Source organism: Paenibacillus sp. FSL R7-0331, assembly GCF_000758645.1.
Taxonomy (GTDB): domain Bacteria; phylum Bacillota; class Bacilli; order Paenibacillales; family Paenibacillaceae; genus Paenibacillus_AQ; species Paenibacillus_AQ camerounensis.
Map to the genome: position 1 here is coordinate 85,001 of NZ_CP009284.1, position 20,681 is coordinate 105,681.

22 protein-coding genes, 1 tRNA gene and 2 riboswitches (1 of these 25 cut by a window edge) are annotated in these 20,681 nt (G+C 49.2%); of the genes, 13 read left to right on the plus strand and 10 right to left on the minus strand.

Annotated elements, in window-relative coordinates:
• The 9 genes from guaB to R70331_RS00440 form a co-directional block, all read left to right on the plus strand.
• A protein-coding gene (guaB, locus tag R70331_RS00400; protein ID WP_042171906.1) for an IMP dehydrogenase crosses the window boundary here: on the plus strand, positions 1-943 show its 3' portion. 515 nt of this gene lie to the left of the window's left edge; the window shows 943 of its 1,458 coding nt (coding positions 516-1,458); the start codon falls outside the window, past its left edge; its stop codon occupies positions 941-943.
• Positions 944-1,065: 122 nt separating this feature from the next.
• Positions 1,066-2,469, plus strand: coding sequence for a D-alanyl-D-alanine carboxypeptidase family protein (locus tag R70331_RS00405; RefSeq protein WP_042171907.1), 1,404 nt, complete (start codon positions 1,066-1,068; stop codon positions 2,467-2,469).
• Positions 2,470-2,509: 40 nt separating this feature from the next.
• The gene (pdxS, locus tag R70331_RS00410; RefSeq protein WP_042171909.1) at positions 2,510-3,391 is read left to right on the plus strand and encodes a pyridoxal 5'-phosphate synthase lyase subunit PdxS; all 882 of its coding nucleotides are present in this window, start codon (positions 2,510-2,512) and stop codon (positions 3,389-3,391) included.
• 19 nt (positions 3,392-3,410) lie between these two features.
• Complete coding sequence (pdxT, locus tag R70331_RS00415) at positions 3,411-3,995, plus strand: pyridoxal 5'-phosphate synthase glutaminase subunit PdxT (protein ID WP_042171911.1); 585 nt, start codon at positions 3,411-3,413, stop codon at positions 3,993-3,995.
• Between the two features lie 85 nt (positions 3,996-4,080).
• Complete coding sequence (gene serS, locus R70331_RS00420; protein WP_042171913.1) at positions 4,081-5,370, plus strand: serine--tRNA ligase; 1,290 nt, start codon at positions 4,081-4,083, stop codon at positions 5,368-5,370.
• Between the two features lie 64 nt (positions 5,371-5,434).
• Positions 5,435-5,523 (plus strand) — tRNA-Ser (locus tag R70331_RS00425).
• A gap of 130 nt (positions 5,524-5,653) precedes the next feature.
• Complete coding sequence (locus R70331_RS00430; protein ID WP_042171915.1) at positions 5,654-5,995, plus strand: hypothetical protein; 342 nt, start codon at positions 5,654-5,656, stop codon at positions 5,993-5,995.
• A gap of 13 nt (positions 5,996-6,008) precedes the next feature.
• Entirely contained in the window at positions 6,009-6,158 is a 150-nt protein-coding gene (locus R70331_RS00435) for a small acid-soluble spore protein P (RefSeq protein WP_042171917.1), read from the plus strand.
• 104 nt (positions 6,159-6,262) lie between these two features.
• A complete protein-coding gene (locus tag R70331_RS00440) occupies positions 6,263-7,354 on the plus strand; it encodes a hypothetical protein (RefSeq protein ID WP_042171919.1) in 1,092 nt (363 codons plus the stop codon).
• A 67-nt stretch (positions 7,355-7,421) separates the two neighbouring features.
• Here R70331_RS00440 and R70331_RS00445 read toward each other — a convergent pair whose 3' ends face one another.
• Positions 7,422-7,994: a GNAT family N-acetyltransferase gene (locus R70331_RS00445; RefSeq protein ID WP_042171921.1), complete on the minus strand. Its 573-nt coding sequence runs from the start codon at positions 7,992-7,994 to the stop codon at positions 7,422-7,424.
• An 80-nt stretch (positions 7,995-8,074) separates the two neighbouring features.
• Positions 8,075-8,584 (minus strand): tRNA adenosine(34) deaminase TadA, encoded by a 510-nt coding sequence (tadA, locus tag R70331_RS00450; protein ID WP_042171923.1) that lies wholly within the window; start codon positions 8,582-8,584, stop codon positions 8,075-8,077.
• A gap of 318 nt (positions 8,585-8,902) precedes the next feature.
• Between tadA and R70331_RS00455 the strand changes: the two genes are divergently transcribed.
• Entirely contained in the window at positions 8,903-11,182 is a 2,280-nt protein-coding gene (locus tag R70331_RS00455) for an ATP-binding protein (RefSeq protein ID WP_042171925.1), read from the plus strand.
• 36 nt (positions 11,183-11,218) lie between these two features.
• The gene (locus tag R70331_RS00460) at positions 11,219-11,920 is read left to right on the plus strand and encodes a pseudouridine synthase (protein ID WP_042171927.1); all 702 of its coding nucleotides are present in this window, start codon (positions 11,219-11,221) and stop codon (positions 11,918-11,920) included.
• Between the two features lie 68 nt (positions 11,921-11,988).
• On the opposite strand, the gene motB is transcribed toward R70331_RS00460, so the two are convergent.
• Entirely contained in the window at positions 11,989-12,801 is an 813-nt protein-coding gene (gene motB, locus R70331_RS00465; protein WP_042171929.1) for a flagellar motor protein MotB, read from the minus strand.
• Positions 12,785-13,582, minus strand: a complete 798-nt coding sequence (gene motA, locus R70331_RS00470; protein WP_042171931.1) for a flagellar motor stator protein MotA — start codon at positions 13,580-13,582, stop codon at positions 12,785-12,787. The genes motB and motA overlap by 17 nt, the downstream gene beginning before the upstream one ends.
• Before the next feature lie 202 nt (positions 13,583-13,784).
• On the opposite strand from motA, the gene R70331_RS00475 reads away from it, so the two are divergent.
• Positions 13,785-14,078: a hypothetical protein gene (locus R70331_RS00475; protein ID WP_039868947.1), complete on the plus strand. Its 294-nt coding sequence runs from the start codon at positions 13,785-13,787 to the stop codon at positions 14,076-14,078.
• A gap of 235 nt (positions 14,079-14,313) precedes the next feature.
• Positions 14,314-14,601, plus strand: a complete 288-nt coding sequence (locus tag R70331_RS00480) for a 4a-hydroxytetrahydrobiopterin dehydratase (RefSeq protein ID WP_042171933.1) — start codon at positions 14,314-14,316, stop codon at positions 14,599-14,601.
• Between the two features lie 92 nt (positions 14,602-14,693).
• On the opposite strand, the gene R70331_RS00485 is transcribed toward R70331_RS00480, so the two are convergent.
• The 6 genes from R70331_RS00485 to R70331_RS00510 form a co-directional block, all read right to left on the minus strand.
• Entirely contained in the window at positions 14,694-15,050 is a 357-nt protein-coding gene (locus tag R70331_RS00485; RefSeq protein WP_042181948.1) for a c-type cytochrome, read from the minus strand.
• Between the two features lie 127 nt (positions 15,051-15,177).
• The gene (locus R70331_RS00490) at positions 15,178-15,663 is read right to left on the minus strand and encodes a GNAT family N-acetyltransferase (protein ID WP_042171934.1); all 486 of its coding nucleotides are present in this window, start codon (positions 15,661-15,663) and stop codon (positions 15,178-15,180) included.
• 264 nt (positions 15,664-15,927) lie between these two features.
• A complete protein-coding gene (locus tag R70331_RS00495) occupies positions 15,928-16,419 on the minus strand; it encodes a C40 family peptidase (RefSeq protein WP_042171936.1) in 492 nt (163 codons plus the stop codon).
• 5 nt (positions 16,420-16,424) lie between these two features.
• Positions 16,425-16,569: riboswitch (cyclic di-AMP (ydaO/yuaA leader) on the minus strand.
• Positions 16,570-16,949: 380 nt separating this feature from the next.
• Positions 16,950-17,378 (minus strand): C40 family peptidase, encoded by a 429-nt coding sequence (locus R70331_RS00500; protein ID WP_042181950.1) that lies wholly within the window; start codon positions 17,376-17,378, stop codon positions 16,950-16,952.
• A 72-nt stretch (positions 17,379-17,450) separates the two neighbouring features.
• Positions 17,451-17,589, minus strand: a riboswitch (cyclic di-AMP (ydaO/yuaA leader).
• Between the two features lie 223 nt (positions 17,590-17,812).
• Positions 17,813-18,643, minus strand: coding sequence for a hypothetical protein (locus R70331_RS00505; protein ID WP_052418860.1), 831 nt, complete (start codon positions 18,641-18,643; stop codon positions 17,813-17,815).
• 11 nt (positions 18,644-18,654) lie between these two features.
• Positions 18,655-20,670 carry a M1 family aminopeptidase gene (locus R70331_RS00510; RefSeq protein ID WP_042171938.1) on the minus strand — a complete coding sequence of 672 codons (2,016 nt, stop codon included), beginning with the start codon at positions 20,668-20,670 and terminating at the stop codon, positions 18,655-18,657.
• Positions 20,671-20,681: the final 11 nt, after the last annotated feature.

Below are 20,681 nucleotides of genomic sequence, written 5' to 3' on the forward strand. Positions count from 1 at the left end.
AGAGGTTATGCTGCAGCGCCATAAGATCGAGAAGCTGCCGCTGGTCGATGATAACAATATCCTCAAAGGCCTCATTACTATTAAAGACATCGAGAAGGCCATCCAGTTCCCTAACGGAGCCAAAGATGCGCAGGGCCGCCTTCTTGTAGGTGCGGCTATCGGTATATCTAAGGATGCAGCAGAACGCGCCCAGGCATTGGTTGAAGCCGGAGTCGATCTTCTAGTCGTGGATTCCGCACACGGACACCACATTAATATTATTGAAGCAGTACGCAATCTGCGTGCACAATACCCGGATCTTACCATCGTAGCAGGCAATGTGGCAACAGGTGAAGCAACCCGTGATCTGATTGAAGCAGGCGCATCTATTGTTAAGGTAGGTATCGGGCCAGGCTCCATCTGTACAACCCGCGTTATTGCTGGTATCGGCGTACCGCAAATTACGGCAATTTATGACTGTGCAACAGTCGCACGCGAATACGGAGTACCGATTATTGCTGACGGCGGGATCAAATATTCAGGCGAGATTACAAAGGCGATTGCTGCCGGAGCCTCTGCAGTTATGATGGGAAGCCTGTTCGCTGGAACGGAAGAAAGCCCGGGAGAATCGGAGCTGTACCAGGGACGTAAGTTTAAAGTATACCGCGGTATGGGTAGTATGAGTGCTATGAAGCAGGGCAGTAAGGACCGTTACTTCCAGGATGATGACAAGAAGCTTGTTCCGGAAGGCATTGAAGGAAGAGTCGCATTCAAAGGGCCTCTTTCCGATACAGTTCACCAGCTGATTGGCGGACTCCGTTCAGGCATGGGATACTGCGGAACCAGGAATCTGACTGAACTGCGTAATGATACCAGCTTTATCCGGATTACCGGAGCAGGGCTGCGCGAAAGTCATCCGCATGATGTGCAGATTACTAAGGAAGCACCTAACTATTCCTTATAATCGGGCTAATTTGCTAAAATACGGGCAGGCAGGGCGAAATTCGCACTGTCTGTCTTTTTTTGCAGATACCCCTGTGTTAGAATAGAACAAGCAATGGATATGAGGATTAAAGGAGAGTAGTAATTTTGAAGCACAAGCGTAAATTCAGCAGCAAGCAATTTGTGATCAAGACAGCGACAGTAGGTCTGCTTTTAAATATGTTAGCTTCTCCAGTAAGTTCCGCAGTTTTTGCCTCCGAGGTACAGACTCCGGTAACCAGCGAATCAGGCACGGCAGCAACAAGTACTCCCGCAGCAAATACGGCAGCTGTAAAGATTCCAACCGTGGAATCACTTGGACTGAACGTAAAATCTGCTGTGTTGATTGAGCCTACTACAGGTGAAGTCCTGCTCTCGCTCAATGCAGATCAGGCTATGCCTCCGGCGAGTATGACCAAGATGATGACAGAATATCTTGTTACCGAAGCCGTTAATAATGGCCAAATTTCCTGGGACCAGATCGTAACGGTTCAGGAGAATGCGGCCAAGCAGATCGGCTCAAGAATTTTCTTGGCGCAGGGGGACCAACATACGGTTAAAGAGCTTTACATAGCTATGGCAGTAGGTTCCGCTAATGATGCTACAGTTGCTCTGGCAGAGCTGGTGTCCGGCTCGGAGCAGCAATTCGTGGCATTGATGAACGAGACGGCCCAGAAGATGGGGATGAAGACAGCCTATTTCATTAATTCCACCGGTCTGGACCGGGCTGATATGCCTGCCAAGTACCGGCCGGAAATAGACCGGGAGACAGTTATGTCTGCAATGGATGCGGCTATTCTTGCTAAATTTATTGTAACGGAACATCCTGATTTTAATGAATTTACAACGATTCAATCCTATAAGTTCCGTGAGCGTGATGCCAAGCCGATGATTAACTACAACTGGATGCTCGAAGCCAATAAGGATATTGCGAACTTTAAGGCATATGCCTATCCGGGCCTTGACGGACTGAAGACAGGACATACTACCAATGCAGGTAACTGCTTCACCGGTACGGCTGTACGCGATGGCATGCGCCTGATCAGTGTGGTAATGGGGGCAGACTCTGAGGCGCACCGTTTCACAGAGACAAAGAAGGTGCTTGACTTTGGCTTTAATAATTTTGAAATCAAGCAGGTTGTAGCTGCAAAATCTGTTATCTCCGGGAATGAAACCGTGCCTGTGCAAAAGGGGAAAAGCGAAAGCGTACCTGTAGTCACAGACGCCGGTGTAACCTTCATGGTGCCAAAAGGAACAGTGAACCCTGCAGTGGAAACAGCAGTTGCTGTTAATGATGCCTCCACACTAGTTGCTCCTATTGCCAATGCTACTGCTGTTGGTAAAGTAACCTATAGCTATAAGATTGAAGGCATGGAAAGTGTGCAGCAAAAAACAGTTAATCTGATTACAGCAGAGGAAGCAGAGAAGGCCGGCTGGTTCAAGCTGCTGATGAGGGCAATTGGTGATTTTTTCGGTGATCTGTTTACAGGGATTAAGGATCTGTTCTAAAATTAGCTAGATACAGTTAGATAATCGGGGGGCTGGGGACATGGAAACAGGAACATCGCGGGTCAAAAGAGGTATGGCAGAAATGCAAAAGGGCGGCGTCATTATGGACGTTATGAATGCTGAGCAGGCGAAAATTGCCGAAGCTGCAGGTGCAGTAGCTGTAATGGCGCTTGAACGGGTTCCTTCTGATATCCGCGCAGCAGGCGGTGTAGCCCGGATGGCTGACCCAACCATTGTGGAAGAAGTACTCAAGGTTGTTAGCATCCCTGTGATGGCAAAGGCACGTATCGGTCATTATGTTGAGGCTAAGGTGCTTGAATCACTCGGCGTGGACTACCTTGATGAGAGCGAAGTCCTTACCCCTGCTGATGAAGTATTCCATATTGACAAGCGCGAGTTCACTGTTCCTTTTGTATGCGGAGCCAAAGACCTCGGAGAGGCGTTGCGCCGCATTAATGAAGGTGCTTCCATGATCCGTACCAAGGGTGAGCCGGGAACTGGCAACATCGTCGAAGCTGTGCGGCATATGCGCTTTATTAACAGCCAGATCCGCAAAGTGACCGGCCTGTCTAAGGACGAGCTGTACAACGAAGCCAAAACCCTTGGTGTACCTTATGAGCTGCTGCTCGAGGTTCATGAGCTGGGTAAGCTCCCGGTGGTTAACTTTGCCGCAGGCGGAGTTGCCACACCGGCGGATGCTGCGCTGATGATGCATCTGGGTGCAGACGGCGTATTTGTCGGCTCCGGTATTTTTAAATCGGATAACCCTGAGAAATTTGCCCGTGCAATCGTTGAAGCAACCACTCACTTCACAGATTACAAGCTGATTGCTGAGGTATCCAAGAACCTGGGTACTCCAATGAAGGGCATTGATATTGCCACTCTGACCCCGGCTGAGCGCATGTCAGAACGCGGCCGTTAATAGAGAGAAGGTTGTCCGGATGAAAATAGGAGTGCTGGCGCTGCAAGGCGCTGTTACTGAGCATATTATCAGCATAGAGAAGACTGGTGCACAGGGGCTGCCTGTTAAGCGCGTGGAGCAGCTTGAGGAAATTCAGGGCCTGATTATCCCCGGCGGTGAGAGTACAACCATTGGCAAGCTGATGCGCAAGTACGGCTTTATTGAAGCAATACGTAACTTTTCTAACCAGGGTAAGCCAATATTTGGTACATGTGCCGGGATGATTGTACTGGCAAAGAGAATTGCCGGAGATGAAACCGCTCATCTGGAGCTGATGGATATTACCGTGGCCCGGAATGCCTTTGGCCGTCAGCGGGAAAGCTTTGAATGTGACCTGAATGTAAAAGGAATTAACGAGCCGGTCCGCGCCGTCTTTATCCGCGCTCCGCTGATCAGCGAAGTAGGTCCTGGTGTTGATGTGCTGACAGTCTATAATAATGAGATTGTCACAGCACGCCAGGACAACCTGCTGGTATCCTCTTTTCATCCGGAACTGACAGATGATTACCGGCTGCATCAATATTTTGCCGATATGGTAGAGGCAAGGGCTGCAGCCAAACAATAGAACTGCATATAAGGACAATCTGACTCTTTCAATGCTGTAAACAGCAATTTGAAAGGGTTTAGGCTGTTTTCAGGAGGGAAACTTTGTGCTAGATGTAAAAGTATTGCGCAATGACTACGCTAAAGTAGAAGAAGCGCTTAACAACCGGGGTAAATCGCTTGACCTGATTGCCGGATTCCCGCAGCTTGACCTGCGCCGGCGTGAACTGCTGCAGGAAACAGAGGGCCTTAAGAACCGCCGCAATGTCGTTTCAGGCGATGTAGCCAAGAAGAAAAAGAATGGTGAGCCGGCTGACGATCTGATTGCAGAGATGCGTACTGTATCTGACCGGATTAAAGAGCTGGATGATGAAGTACGCGAGCTAGAAGTACAGATTGATGAACTGACGATGAGCATCCCTAATATTCCTCATGCTTCAGTGCCTGTAGGCAAATCTGAAGAGGAAAATGTCGAGGTCCGCCGCTGGGCTCAGCCGCGTGAGTTCGGATTCACGCCCAAATCCCACTGGGAGCTTGCGCAGCAGCTGGATATCCTGGACTTTGAAGCTGCGGCCAAGGTTACCGGCTCCAGATTCGTATTCTATAAAGGCCTTGGAGCACGCCTCGAACGTGCATTGATTAACTTTATGATGGATCTGCACAGCGGGGAGCATAACTATGAAGAAATGCTGCCGCCGCAAATCGTTAACAAAGACAGCCTGTTTGGTACAGGCCAGCTGCCGAAGTTTGAGGAAGATCTGTTCAAGCTGCGTGATACAGAATACTATCTGATCCCGACTGCTGAAGTACCGGTCACTAACTATTACCGCGAAGAGATTCTGACAGCTGCAGATCTGCCGAAGTATTTTGTCGCTTATAGCTCCTGTTTCCGTTCTGAGGCAGGTTCGGCAGGCCGCGATACCCGTGGTCTTATCCGCCAGCATCAGTTTAATAAGGTAGAGCTTGTAAAGCTCACTACGCCGGATACCTCCTATGAGGAGCTGGAGAAGATGACAGCGGACGCTGAGCGCGTACTGCAGCTGCTGGAGCTGCCATACCGCGTACTGGGACTATGTACGGGGGACATGGGCTTTACTTCAGCTAAAACGTATGATCTGGAAGTATGGCTGCCGGAGAGCGGCATGTACCGTGAGATTTCTTCTTGCTCGAATACAGAGGATTTCCAGGCCCGCCGGGCCAATATCCGTTTCCGCAAAGAGCCTAAAGCGAAGCCGGAGTTTGTTCATACGCTGAATGGCTCGGCACTCGCTGTAGGACGTACTGTGGCAGCTATCCTGGAGAATTACCAGCAGGAGGACGGCAGTGTGCTGATTCCGGAAGTACTTCAGCCGTATATGCGGAACGTAAAAGTAATCAGTCCAAAAGTTTCTCAATAATACTTGCATATTAATCAGGGTGTGTGGTATAATTCCTAATGCATGTGAAATTCGTATGCATTATGGAGAGGTACCGAAGCGGTCATAACGGGGCGGTCTTGAAAACCGTTAGGGTGCAAGCCCACATGGGTTCGAATCCCATCCTCTCCGCCATTTCCTTTAAAGTCATTGATATGCAGATAGAAGCCGTTCTCTAAGGAGAACGGCTTTTTTGTATTCGGCAAACAGGAATAAAAATCCGCACTTCTCCGCAATGTAATAGAGAAGGAGGATGATACTAACAATGAACCGAGACATGCAGTTAGACCAAAACACGCTTGTTTCAGCCTGGCAGGAACGTTTGCCTGAGCTGATGAAAGACGGCGACAGCTTCAGCCTGCAGGGGGATGCGGCAGATCCGGGGAGTCTGCTTATTCATTTCAACGCGGCCGGCCATCAGGCTTATTCTCTGGACTTCCGCTGTACCTATGTGGACAGCCGGGAGGTTGCCGTAAATTTAATTGATGTGGAGCAGGGCGGGCAGCATACGGATGAGCGTACTGATGCTGTACAGCAGCTGGCGCAGCAATATACCAGACGGATTCATGAATGCGCCCAGGCGCTGCAGAATTTGACCAACCCTTAGGAGGAGATGTAAAATGAGCAAGCCGAAAAGTATGCCCGTACCTGGAGCGGACAATAATCAGCAGTCCGGCAACGAGCGTCATTCATCCGGACCCAAGCCGTTATCCGGCTCCAAAAAGGTAAAACAGGCCAATCATGTGGACCATAATAACCCGCAGGGATAGAGTGGAACCGGAGCGATATGTGAAACGTAATGTTTCTCGTATTTACTAATTGGTTTATCATTAACATGGGGAAGTAATATTTTTACATGGGAGAGGAGAACAATATGATTAAAAAGTGGGGGCTATCAGCTGCAGCATTGCTGCTAACGGCTGCAGTAATTCTACCTGGATGTGCAAGTAAAGAATCACCTAAAGAGGCAATATCGTCGTCTGCCAGCAAGGCTTTAACGATGAACTCTTATGAAATGAAGAGTGTACTTACCGTAAACAAGCTGAGTATTGATGCACCTGCGGGCGCCAATGATGATACTACGGGTATGGTGCTTAATATGCTGCAGAACGCAGATATTTCCATCAATGCAGTTCATCAGTCTGAGCCGATGCAGACTGAACTAACAATGGTGCTGAATTTGAAGGGGGACATGGCGATGTCCTTCAACATTCCGATGGTACTGACCGGTGACAAGATGTATGTCAAAATCCCGTCCATTCCGTTCCTGCCGCTTCCGGAGACGGTCGTAGGCAAGTTCCTGGAGCTTGATCCGCAGGAGCTGGCTGCGCAGCAAGGAGTTGCTGTAACACCAGGCACGACCATAGATACCAAAAAGGTTCAGGATCTCTCTAATGAAGTGCTGAGCACATTGCTTGGCGAATATGACGAGGAGACCTACTTCAAGAATGTAAAGCCTGAAGAAGCGGGAATACCTGAAGAGGTAGATGCCAAACAGGTCGTTCAGTTCCAGGTGACGAACAGCAATGTCAAGGAAGCCTTGACCATCCTGGTAAACAATGCGCTTCCTAAAGTTATTGATGTTCTGAATAAAGAGGAGTACAAAGAGCTGCTGAAAATTGACGACACCAAACTGGCAGAGGTCAAGCAGGAGCTGCAGTCCGGTGAAGCCCGGGCAGAGTTCGACAAGAGTGTAGCTGATCTGGATTCCTATCTGACCGTTAACAACTTCCAGCTGAATACAGCCCTTAACGGAGATGACTTCCCTGAGTATCAGAACCTGCTCATGGATGTTGTAGTTAAAAATCCGGAGCAAGGACAGAACATTAACCTGTCTCTGACCGGAAGCAACCAGTACAGCAAAATCAATGAGAAGCAAACCTTCGTGATCGGTATCCCGCAGGACGGGGATATCATAACAATGGAAGAGCTTCAGCAGCAATTTGGAGCAATGAGCACGTACTAATTTTTATCTATCAGAAAAGACCTGCAGGTGCTGAAATGCACTTCTGCAGGTCTTTTCTTTTGTTAACTCAGAGCACAGGCCTGTCTGCCGGTGAATCATCCGCGAGAATACTATACGTCCGGTGATCCTGCCATTCCCCGTTAATTTTAAGATACCGGCGGGCGGTACCTTCCGCTTGAAATCCGCTTTTCTCCAGCACCCGCCGTGAAGCATCGTTATGAAGCAGTATTGACGCCTGAACCCTGTGCAGGGCAAGTGCACGGAAAGCATAATCCAGAACCATTCCTACAGCAGCCGTCATATGTCCCCTGCCTTGAATAGCATAATCTATAAAATATCCCAGGTCTGCATATTGCGCAACTCCGCGCACCAGATTGGAGAGGGTGATTTGGCCAATCAGCTGCCCATCGGCCAGGAAGATACCGAACATGTAAGCCTTGTCCTGTTCGGCATCGCTCAGACGCTGGCTTAGCAGCAGCTTCTGGCTTTCAAGTGTATAATAGTCTGCTTCACGCAGCGGCTCATACGGCTGGTGATGTGCTTGGTTACGCAGGCGCAGCTGGAGCAGTTTATCGGCATCCTGCAGCTGCAAAAGAGAAAGATAAATACCTTGAGTATGATTGTTGAGCGTGAGCTCCATGGCGGGAAAACCTCCTTTTAGCATGAATAATATTGTGTAACAAGAAGCTTAAGCAGTCAACTGCCACAGATGTTCATCCGTTAAGACTTGGGCGGCTTCCGTCGCAGCTGGCGGAAAAAGGAGGTGAGCAGCTCAGCGCATTCCTCCTGAAGTACCCCCTGAATAATTTCAGTCCTGTGATTGAATCGCGGTTCTTCAAGCAGGTTCATAAGGGTGCCTGCACAGCCCGCCTTAGGGTCTGTGGTTCCATATACAGTAAGCGGCAGCCGGGATTGGACCATCGCCCCTGCACACATGGGACAAGGCTCAAGCGTAACATAGAGCTGGCAGTCCAGCAGCCTCCATGAATTAAGCGCAATGCTTGCCTGGCGGATCGCCACCATTTCGGCATGCGCAGTAGAGTCCAGTGTTGTTTCCCGCAGATTGTAGCCGCGCCCGATAATCTCCCCGTAGCGGACAATGACTGCACCGATAGGCACTTCGCCTAAGCTTTCCGCTTTATGCGCTTCTGCAATCGCCTCGTTCATCCAGAATTCATGAAGGCTCCGTTCACTCTCCGGCAATTCACTGCTGTGAATATTCAAGCTCATCTTTCCTTTCCTATAGCAATCCTTGTACAACGAACAAATATTCGTTCTGAACAAATTGTGCATAACTCTGTGGATAACAGGCTACTTATACACAATTTTGTGCACATCTACACTTAATAAAATGTTTATATGTGAATAGCCTGTGGATAGTGTTCATTATTTCCTTCATTATTGTAGAGAAACTGCCTCCAAAATACAATGTCTGTCCGGGGATAAGAGACTCTTGAAGGCTCTTTTCAAATAGAGGGGCAGAAGGTATGATATTTATGAACCACCTGCTTGATTTTTTTACCAGCTGATAAGAGGTGAATATACAGCTTGTCCATAAAAACTAAATTGTCAGCGATCATTTTTGGTTCAGTGTTATTGATACTGGGGCTTAATCTGACGCTGAATCTATATGCGGCACGTAATAATTTGCTTACAGAGAGCAAAAATAATATGAAGACCACGGCCATGCAAATTGCTGTTTCTGTCGAGCAGAGCAACTACAGCTCGAATTATGTCCAGCAGCAGATAGCCCAGAATCTGCGCCTTGCGGCCATTCTGGCAGCAGGAGAGCTTGATCCGGATATTAATAATGTAAGCAACTCACAGCTGAAGCACCTGTCGGACAAGCTGGATGTATCTAACATCTCGCTTCTTGTCCAGACTGATGATGACATCATAGTGGCTAAATCCTCAGATCCTGCCGAACTTGGCTTGTCTACCAAGGGCATGGGTTTTTGGTATGTGGCTTTTCTTGAGCTGTTTGCGGGACAGAAGGTATCGGTTCAGCAGGGACAGACGTTTGAGAACTTCTGGTCAGGGCCGTTTGAATTCTCAACCTCAAATCCTGAGTTTATAGAGAAGTGGGGATATTACCGTGACCCGTCAAGAAACTATATTATAGACCCTTATATTCGCAGCACAGCGGTTAGTGACTATGTGAGGATTATGGAGCCTGAGGAGATTGTCCGGCGCTCCAAGGAGGTCAATCCCGGACTTCTGGAGATTACGGGGATGAATCCGAAGACCTTTGGCTCTGAGTCTATGCAGCCGGACGGTACAGACAGCGTGAATCATAAGCTGCGCAACCGCCCCATCCGATTCGGAACTTATATTTTCGGGAACATTGATGAGGATAAGACAGCTATGATGACGGCGATACGGAAGGATGCTCCGGTTACAATCGATACTTCAGCCCTGGGGAAAAGAGTGCTAAAAAGCTTTATCCCGGTTGCTCTTCCGGGTAACGATGACTATGTCATCAGCGTAGTTATGGATTATTCGGTGATTTCCTCTGTAATCAAAGAGGAGCTTGTCAGTAATATTACAACCTCGGTGCTGCTGCTAATCATTTTTTTCATTTGCAGCTATGTACTGTCCGGAATTGTTACGAGACCGATTAAGGCTATTCTGCGGAAGGTTAATGATGTAGCCAAGGGGAATTACGAATCCCCGCTAAGCGTAGCAAGCGGGGATGAGCTGGGCCAGCTGGCCAGCCGGATTAATGCGATGACCGCTCACCTGCATGAGCATACCAATGAGCTTGGACGGGCGCTGGAGGAGAACCGGGCTGTAAAGGAGCACCTGGAGTCGGTCATTAACGGGACATCCGATGCCATCCACACAGTTGATATGGAGGGGCGGATTACCAGTACGAATATGGCTTTTGAGAAGCTCTACGGCTGGAATGCAGCGGATGCGAGGATTAAGCTGCCTTATCTGGTACCGGCAACCGTACAGAAGCAGGAGGATATGAGACTGCAGGAGCTGAGGGCTGGAGCTGTCCTGCCGCCGGTGGAGACGCTCAGGCTGAAGCGCGACGGATCGGTAGTAGAGGTCAGCGTGAGTACATCCATGATCCGGGATGAGGAAGGCCAGCCTCAGGCCTTTGTTCATGTATCACGTGATATGACCGAACGTAACCGGATTGAAGAGCTGCTCAGACGCTCGGAGAAATTGACGACGGTAGGCCAGCTTGCGGCAGGAGTAGCCCATGAGATCCGTAACCCGCTGACCACACTTCGCGGATTCCTGCAGCTTCAGAGGGAGAAGGGCATTCTTGTACCTCTGCATATTGAGCTAATGCTGTCTGAGCTTGACCGGATTAACCTGATTGTGAGTGAGTTTCTGATTCTGGCCAAGCCGCAGGCGGTGCACTTTCAGGAGAAGGATGTGAGGCATATCCTGAATGATGTTATTTCCCTGCTGGACAGCCAGGCGCATCTGTTCGGAATCGAATTTGAATCACAGCTGTCCGGGAAGCCCGCAATAGTCCATTGTGAGGAGAATCAGCTGAAGCAGGTCTTTATCAATATCGTTAAAAATGCCATTGAGGCTATGCCCGAAGGCGGTACCATTACCGTTTCGCAGCGGATTGAAGGAAATTCTGTTATCATTGTAATCTCAGACGAAGGCGAAGGAATCCCGGAAGAAATGCTGCCTAAGCTGGGAGAGCCCTTCTTCACCAACAAGGAGACAGGAACAGGGCTCGGGCTGATGGTTAGCCAGCGGATCATCCATGCCCACAAAGGCGCTATGGAAATCAGCAGCGAGTACGGCAGCGGGGCTGAGATCACTATCATATTGCCAGTATTATATAATCAGGCCTGATGTAAGGATTGAAAAAGGAACGGAGTGAGGACAGAAATGAGAATTAATAAGTTCATCAGTGAGACAGGCTACTGTTCACGCCGTGAAGCAGACAAGCTGGTAGAGAGCGGAAGAGTTACTATCAACGGACAAACGGCTGTATTAGGCAGCCAGGCTGTTCAGGGAGATCAGGTGCTGATTGATGGTAAGGCGCTTGTAACGGGCAGCCAGGTGGTTTATATCGCCTTAAATAAGCCGGTGGGGATTACCTCAACCACAGAAGCCCATATTCAGGGCAATATTGTTGATTTTATCGGCCATCAGGAGCGGATTTTTCCAATCGGAAGGCTCGATAAGGATTCAGAAGGCTTAATTCTGCTGACTAACGACGGCGATATTGTTAATAGAATCCTGCGGGCTGAAGGCAAGCATGAGAAGGAGTATGTGGTCACTGTAGACAGGCCCGTTACTACATCCTTCCTCACAGGCATGTCCAGCGGGGTGAAAATTCTTGGCGGCAAGACTCTTCCCTGTGAAATAACACGGATATCGGAGCGGGAGTTCCGCATTGTCCTGACCGAAGGCAAGAACCGGCAGATCCGCAGGATGTGCAGTGCCTTTGGTTATGAGGTCAGAAGCCTGCGGCGTATCCGGATTATGAATATTCACCTGGGTGTCCTGAAGACGGGCCAATGGCGGGATTTGAGCACGCAGGAGAAGCAGGAGCTGGGAGCCATGCTCAGTTATGAGCTGCAATAGCAGTAAATCAAAGAAAGAGCTGTTTTCACGGGTAATCCCGGAAAACAGCTCTTTTGCAGCTCTGTCTATTATGTCGGCGGAGTAACGCTTGTTGTTTCAGCTGAATCTGTGTATTTCCGCAGGATCGAGACTTCTACACGGCGGTTTTTGGCCCGTCCGGCAGCAGTTGCATTATCAGCTATCGGATGGTATTCACCGTAACCGATCGGGCTGAACTTAACCGGATCCAGATTCGGGTTCAGCAGCAGGATTTTCATGAAGTGCAGGGCACGGTCTACGCTGAGGTCCCAGTTGGATGAATAGTTATTGTTGGAAATCGGAATATTGTCGGTATGTCCCTGAACCAGCACGTTGTAATCCGGGAATTGCTGCAGCATACTGGAAATCGATTTGGCCAGCTGCCGGGATTCATCCTTAACCACTGCCTGGCCTGAGGCGAACAGGGCGTTATCACTGATTGTAATCATCAGCTGTGACTGGTTCAGCTTGGTGCTCAGCAGGTCAGTAAGCCCGTTCTTCTCGATATACTGGTCAAACTGCTTCTTGAGCTTCTCAAGGTCCTGCTGCTCCTGCTTACGCAGCTTGGCAATTTCGGACTCTCCGGTGTTCGGGGCGACAACGTTGTCCATCTTATCATTCTTACCCTGATCCAGCTGTGACTCGGTAGGAGTAGCTGAACGCTGGTCCAATATACCTGTTCCGCCGTTCAGGGCGGAGCTGAATGCCTGACTCATCTCTTCAAACTTCTTGGCATCAGTAGCACTCATTGCATACATAACAAGGAACAAAGCGACCAGCAGAGTCATCAAGTCGGAATAAGGCAACAGCCAGGATTCGTCGGCATGTTCCTCATGTTCCTCATGCCTAGTCTTTTTGCTCACTAGCGCCGCCCTCCTTATTTAACTTGGCACGTTCTGTTGGTGTAAGGAAGACAGAGAGCTTTTGGTTAATTGCAATGGTTGAAACTCCTGACTGGATAGAGAGCAGCCCCTCGACCATCATCAGTCGGATCTGAATTTCCTTTTTGGAGATACGTTTAAGCTTGTTGGACATGGGATGCCACATTACATAACCGGTAAAGATACCAAGCAGCGTAGCAATAAACGCGCCTGCAATCGCATGGGCAAGCACATCCATGTCACTCATATCCGCAAGGGCGGCAATCAGACCGACAACGGCCCCGAGCACCCCGAGTGTAGGAGCATACATCCCTGCCTGGGAAAAGATCAGTGCACCCGCTTTATGTCTGTCTTCCGTAGCGTGAATATCTTCCATTAATACATCGCGGACAAATTCCTGATCGTTGCCGTCGATGATCATCCGCATGCCGTTTCTCAAAAAATCGTCTTCAATCTCATCGACCTTTGATTCCAGCGCGAGCAGTCCTTCACGGCGGGTAATGGATGCCCATTCCATGAAAGTGGTGATCAGCTCTGATTTCTGCACCATTTTTTGCTGAATGAAGAGCAGCTTGAACAATTTGGGAATATTCTTAATATCAGTCATTGGGAAGGCCATGAATACAGACGCTGCTGTACCGAGAAAAATGATGACATAAGCTGCGGGGTTATTCAAGCTTGAGAGCGGAGCGTGTTTGAGCACCATGCCCCAGAGAACTGCAACCAGACCAAAGACTAAACCGAGTATTGTTGATAATTCCATTATGCACCTCGTCCATGAGAATTAAGAAGTGATCCGTTATATCCGCATATATCATCCTTGAACAGCGGTGGGACACCCTGTATTGCTATAAATCGTATATTCTTATTTATCGACAGCATTCCCTTTTTTGTGAAGTCATTTTTTCGGCTATAATAGATAGGGTAAGTTATTATTCATCTGTGGAGAAAACGGAGTGATAGACGTGGGTGTTAAGCATGGCAGAGATTACAGTGAGATCCTGAACGAGCTGACGGAGGCCGTTAGCCGGATTTCAGACAGTTATGTATTTTTTGAAATGGAGCCGGACGAGTGGCAGGAGCTGCCGCAGGAATCGAAGCTGGAGGTATGGGAAGCGCTCGCAGAGGATTTGTTCTACGGGCTTGGCAATGAGCCTGTAATTCACGTGGGCAGCGGAGTGGTCATCTATGACAAGGAGACGCACCGGATCAACATTCTGCTCGGCGAACAGGACCTGGCTTCGGTCGTTTTGGTCTAAAAGTGCTGCAGCCAAGGGAGGCCGGTTTGCCCGCCTCCTTGCGCACGTGGTAAAATTGATGCGACGAGTGCTATTTGCCGGGAATTCAGAATACATTAAACCGAAAAAAAGCCTTCATCCTGGCGCATCCCTTGGACTTTCAGAAGCTGAGGGATGTTTTGTTTAAGGCTAATGGAACAGGTAAAGAACTGAGGCATACGGACTTTACTGCTAATTAAGTAAGGGAGGAAGCAAATTGCAATTATCAGTGGAAGAGCTGCGTGAACAGATAAGGAAGCTGGAGGGCTGGAAGCTGGAGCAGGAGACTCTGGTGCGCAAGTACATGTTTAGCGAATTTATGAAGGGCATTGCTTTTGTGGACGAGGTAGCAGCCATATCGGAAGCCTTTGACCATCATCCGCATATCACCATTGACTACAAAACCGTCATCCTGCGCTTATCGGCAAAAGAAGAGAACGGTCTTGCGGCCCTTGATATCCGCCAGGCTAATGAATTCAATGAAGCCTTTGACAAAACACGTTAGGACACGGTATTAATATAACGGCTACACCAAAAATGCCCGTACGAGGACCGGCTTGAGTCCTTATACGGGCATTTTAAATGAATATGGGTAATTTACTTTTTTTCTGCAAGCCACAAGGCAATGTTGGCAATCTCCTCCGGGGCCAGCTTATCCTTAAAGGACGGCATTTGCCCGCGGCCCTTAGAGACGATGCTGTATATGCCCTCGGCGTCCCGCTCATTTCCTTCATGCTGCAGGCTTGGGCCGGCACCGCCCTGAAGCTGATCACCGTGGCAGGAAATACAATTGGCTTTGACCACGGCCTCCGCACCAGCGGCATCCAGGGTTACCTGAGGCATTACAGGCTTATTCTCTTCCGCGACCTTTTCTTTACCGGGCAATGTGAACAAGAGTACTACTGCAAAGGCGCAGGCGGCAAAAAACAAACCGCTCATGATCCATTTCTGCATCTTCATCCGTCCCCTCCATGTAAGCTGCTTCCTTCATTATACAGAATGGTAAAGCGTTATCATAGAGTTTGTGTCAAAAAAATGAACAAAATCCGCAGTTGCAGACCACATAACGGAAGGTCCGCTGTCATTGATTATAGACCATGCAGTAAAAGGGCTTATCCCCGGTGGGAGTGCGGCGTTCATATGTATCGGTGATCGTAAAGCCGCATTTCTGATAAGTTCGTATAGCACGCTGATTCCAGGTCAGTACCTCCAGATCAATCTCACGGTCAGGGAATCTGCTGATGGCAGCCTGCACGATTACTTTCATAAAAGAATGACCCATTCCATGTCCGCACAGCTCGGGACGCATGCCTATGCCGAGCCGGACCACGCCTTCCATCGGAAACAGCTGCGCAAAGCCGCAGAGGCTGCCTGTCTTGTCTACAACGGATACATATTGCTCACTGCGCAATACCGGGTCACCGAATTCAATACCGAGCGCCTGCATTTGCTCCCAGGGCAGCCAACCGTAAATGTTATAGGGCGGCCTGTAATCCCAGGTACAGATATCCTCAGCATGGCTGGTGTCCATCGGTACAACGTGAAATGTAACAGGGGAACTGCTCATAAGGCCACAGGCCTCCTTCCAATGCTGCAATTTGCTATATGTGTATATTTAATTATATACAAAAGAGGGCGTGTTCAACTCAGGAATTTGCCGCAGGCAGCAGAAACTTGACAAACCGCCAAAAATATTTTATGAAAACGCAGAAAAATGGGTTTTAAGCTGTTTTATGCATGAGGGAAGGGGTAAGTAATTTTATAGACAAAAAAACAGGAGCCCTCCAAGATTTCGGCAAAAATCCTGGAAAAGCGCCTGTCTTATCGTTACTTATTGAACATCATCGTTATCTTCGGCATCCGTTGCAACTGCATGGTAAGCATCTGTGCTCATGATCCGTTTGGCGCCAACGTAGCGGTTGACGTAGTAGTTGTCACTCAGCGAGCTGATGGTTACGCCCTTTGAGCTTGAAGCATGTGCGAATTTGCCGTCACCGACATAAATGCCGACATGGGATACGCCGCGGCCGCTTGTATTAAAGAATACAAGATCGCCTTCCCGCAGATTATCACGGGAGATCGCAGTACCCATCTGGTATTGGGAGCCGGATTGATGCGGCAGGTTAATGCCGATCTTATCAAACACGTACATGGTGAAACCGGAGCAATCAAAGCCGTTAGTCGATACTCCGCCGGAAACATATTTGGTTCCGATGGCCTTATCGATGACTTTATCCATTTTGGAATCGGCAAAAGCGCTTCCTGCTCCAATGGTTAGCATAATAGAAAAACTGAGTAGTGCGGCGGCTAACTTCTTCTTCAAAAGTAAATACCCCTTCCAAATGCCTACGAGGTTAGCTTAAGGGTTCGGTTGAAGGTCCCCTATGACCCCTCTGTGAATAGGAGGTCAATTCACCCAAAATCGGTTCCCCCGTTTCCCTTATTTCGTAAGGGAACTCGGCACGACTGTTGATTAGGATTAGCTTGCAGAACATTATGACAAAACGTTTGTAAAACCCGGTTGAATAATTACAAAAATGTTACTAAAATCTCACTGCGATAATTGTAACAAAGACAGAGGCCGTTGGCAATCACTTAAAACATATTAGTGCATAATATTTGCGTTATTTAAGAGAGAAAACTGCATATAAAGACTCAAATTTACGTGCAAAGTAAGCTTTTTTCTGAAAAATTGTGGAATTTTTAGTAAGAAGGGTGTTTCAGTACTCTTTGAAGTGTGTAAAAGGTATAATAAGGAAAAAAAGAAGCAACCCGGAGATGATTACGGCAATAATCACGTCCGGGCTGATATAATTTACAATTATGTGTCAGAGGTTATATGTGAGGGGAAGTTCAATCGTAAGCGACAGCCTGGTAAGCTGTTGTGCTCATTACGCGTTTAGCGCCAACGTAGCGGTTGGCCCAGTAAGCCTGACTCAGCGAACTGATGGTTACACCCTTTGAGCTTGAGGATTGTGCGAATTTACCGTCACCGACATAAATACCTACATGGGAGACTCCGTTACCCAGCGTATTGAAGAAGACAAGATCGCCGGCACGCAGATTGCTTTTAGAAACGGGCGTTCCTACACTATACTGCGCTTTAGAGGTGCGGGGCAGTGTAAGGCCGACGTTTTTAAATACGTATTTGGTAAAACCTGAACAATCGAAGCCGGAAGTGCTTGTACCTCCCGTTTTGTACGAAACTCCGATGGTTTTGGAGATAACGGCGTCCATTTTGGAATCAGCTGACACGCTTGTAGCGCCCATAGTGAATACCATCACAAGACCCAGTGCTGCTGCTGTGCATTTCTTTTTAAGATGTGTACGAAATGATGTGTGACTTTTCAAAAGATGTACTCCTTCCAAGGCCTGCGAGGTTAGCTTAAGGATTCGGTAGAAGGTTCCCCTATGACCCCTCTAAAGCGAGATCAATTCACCCAAAATATGGTTCCCCCACTTCCCGGTGCTGGGAATTTGGCGTTTTATGCACCAGAACAGTGACTGTTAAATGACAATGTTGAAGTGTATAAGGTACATACAGTTAGTCGAATTAGTTTCAAAAGATTACAAAGTTGTTACCAGCGGTACAGGCATCATTGTATCAAAGGTTTTAATGTTTTGCAAATGCACTGTAAACTTATCGCTACGGACAAAAGAGCCACACCCCTAAATCAGAGGCAGTGACTCTTTTAATATGCCGTTTTGGCGGGAAATTATTGTGGAAATGTTTTACTGCTCCACAGATGGTACTGGGCGGCGATTCCCCACATTTTGAACAAGGTGGACGGGAGCGGTGATAGCTGGCGGAAGAGCAGCGCAGGCAGGCCGGGATAGAATAGTGCAGTTACAGCGCACAGCAGCCACGTCACCAGTCCTCCCGCACCAAGCACGATTGAAGCTCCGGTAGAAGGAGCAAGCAGTCTTAGGTATGCCAGCAGCCCGGAGAACATGCCTGTTCCTGCGGTATAACCGAATTGCATGTAGAGCAGCGCTGTACGGATGATATACAGGTAGAGCATCCAGGCCAGCAGATAGGGGAGAAGCTTCAGCAGCAGCTTATAATCCAGCAGCCCGCCTAACAGCAGTGAATACAGCTTGGGCAGCAGCCAATAAAGCGGGAGCGCAGAGAGCAGCCATTCAGCCAGGCTGAAGACAAATACCGGAAGCCCGTAGGTCTTCATTCCCGGGAAAAAGAACAGGCCGCGCTCACCTTTGCGTTCCTGATGCAGCTCATGCAGCAGGCCGGCGCGGATCAAAGGGGAAACCAGCAGCCGCAGCAGAGACAGAGCCAGCAGGAGCCAGAGCCAGCGCTGAACTGCAGGATCTCCGCTTAATGCAGCCTGGCCCTCGATATAATACAGCAGTCTGCCCAGAGCGCTGCCCCCGGCATGGGTGTCGGGATAACGCAGGAGCACGGGAATAACGGCAGATCTGACAAACCTGTACAAAAAATAGCCCCAGAGCAGCCGGTAGATAAACAGCAGAATCAGAATGTAAAATTGCTCCTTCATGCTGATCCAGCTGCGGGAAATCGCTCTTTTCACTATCCTTCACCTCACCAGACTAGAGTTCCGAGCAGAGTTTCAAGCAGTTTGGTTACACTTAGCGTCCAGCGCGAAAGTGTCTTCGGCGCAAGCTCAGCCAGCATGAAATTGTTAAGGTGCTTACTCTCAAGAAGTATGGAGTGCCCGGGATCAATATCCACCGAGGCAAGCGGAGCTTTATAGGACAGCTGAAAGGCAGTTGTTTTCTGCTCCCCGTTCCAGAACTGCTGTACGGAATAACCGTCCGAGAAGGTGAACTTAACCGGAACATCGGCATAACTGCTGCCTTTATTGCTTATTTCCACCGTAGCTTCATAAAGGGCTTCCTCGTTATTAGTCTTATTTTTGGCAGGGCCGGTGGTGATGAGGTCTACAGAGAAGTCAGGTGCTCCGCCGCTGTATACATACTTGTCAAAATAGTCCTGCCATGACTGCTTGGTTACTTTTTCAACAACCTTCTGAAAATCAGCAGTGGCGGGATGCTTGAATCTGTACTTACGGGCGTATGAGAGCATGATGGCATCCATAGTTTTGGTTCCGACCTGCTGCTCGATATCCTTCAGCACCAGCTTGCCGCGGATATATACATTGCGGGTATACCCTTCTGCGGCCGTATATTTCCAGGTTTCCAGATTGAGCGGCTGAGGAGCAGATACCAGACTGGCCTGCAGGCTGTTACTGGAGCTTATTCCGTATTCCTGCTCCATCAGCCGGTCCTCCGCATAGGACGTGAAGCTTTCATCGAGCCATGCCTCTTCAAATTCATTGTTTGCCACCATTCCGTAGAAGTACTGGTGACCGATCTCATGAATAACAGTACGCTCAAGCGACATGCCCGGAGAACTTTCGGCTGCGCCGAAGGCAGTGATCAGCGTAGGATACTCCATCCCCCCTGCACCGTTGCCTTCACGGGGAGGGACCACGATTGACAGGGTGGAATATGGATAAGGCCCATACCATTTGCTGAATGCGGTAAGCGCAGCCTTGGCAGCCTGAAAATACCGTTCCTGCAGTTCCTTGTGCAGCGGGTCCAGGTAGAGCTTGATCCGTACACCCGGTACATTAGGTGCGGAGAAGGCCTCCTCGGCAACGACAAAATCAGGGGAGGCTGCCCAGGCAAAGTCATGGACATCATCGGCGTAGAACTGATAGATTTTCCGGTCCTGCTTGATCTGGGCACTTTTCACCGGAAAGCCCGTAGCACCGACGATATAGCCTTCGGGAACAGAAATGGTTACATTATAGATGCCGAAATCGCTGTAAAACTCAGAAGTGCCGTGATACTGGTGAAGATTCCAGCCCTCCTCCTTAACGCCTCTGGTTCCTTCAGGCTCATATACGCTCAGCTTGGGAAACCACTGCCCGGCCATTACAAAATTCCCGGCAGTTCCCATACGGGCGAATATTTTAGGCAGCTTGACCTCAAACTGGATCTTGAGTGTCACACTCTCGCCGCCGTTCACCGGCTGCGGCAGATGCACCTTTACAAGAGTCTGGTCATGAATATTTCCGTCATCAGGCTGCACATACTGCATGCGCTGCATAAGGGATACCCCGTCAGCAGTCCGCAGGTCAGTTATCGTCATGCTCCCGAATCCGTCCTCCGGCATCGCATCTCCGCGCAGCTCGCCGCCGGATTCCTTCATAAATGTTGTTTTTTCAGAAGCGAAGGCGTTGGGATAGAGATGAAAATAGAGCTCTTGTACAGGCTTCCGGCCGGGATGAGTCCAGGTGAGCGTCTCAGCGGCCTCCAGAGTCCGGGCATCTGTATCCAGCCTTACATCGATATGATACTCGGTTATCCGCTGGCTTAAGGCTTCAGAGACCGGAACAGGCTGGCTCTCGGGAAGATCAGGCTGCACCGCCTTAGCCTGAGACACGGCGGAGGGGGACTTGGCCTCTTTTGGGGCAGCGGCAGGCCGGGCGGCAGGGCTGTGCCCGCTCAGGAGCCAAAGGGAGCCTCCCAGCAGGATGAGGGCGGCCAGGGCCGCAGAGATGATCATGAACCTTAATGACAGTGGCTTCATACTGTGATTCC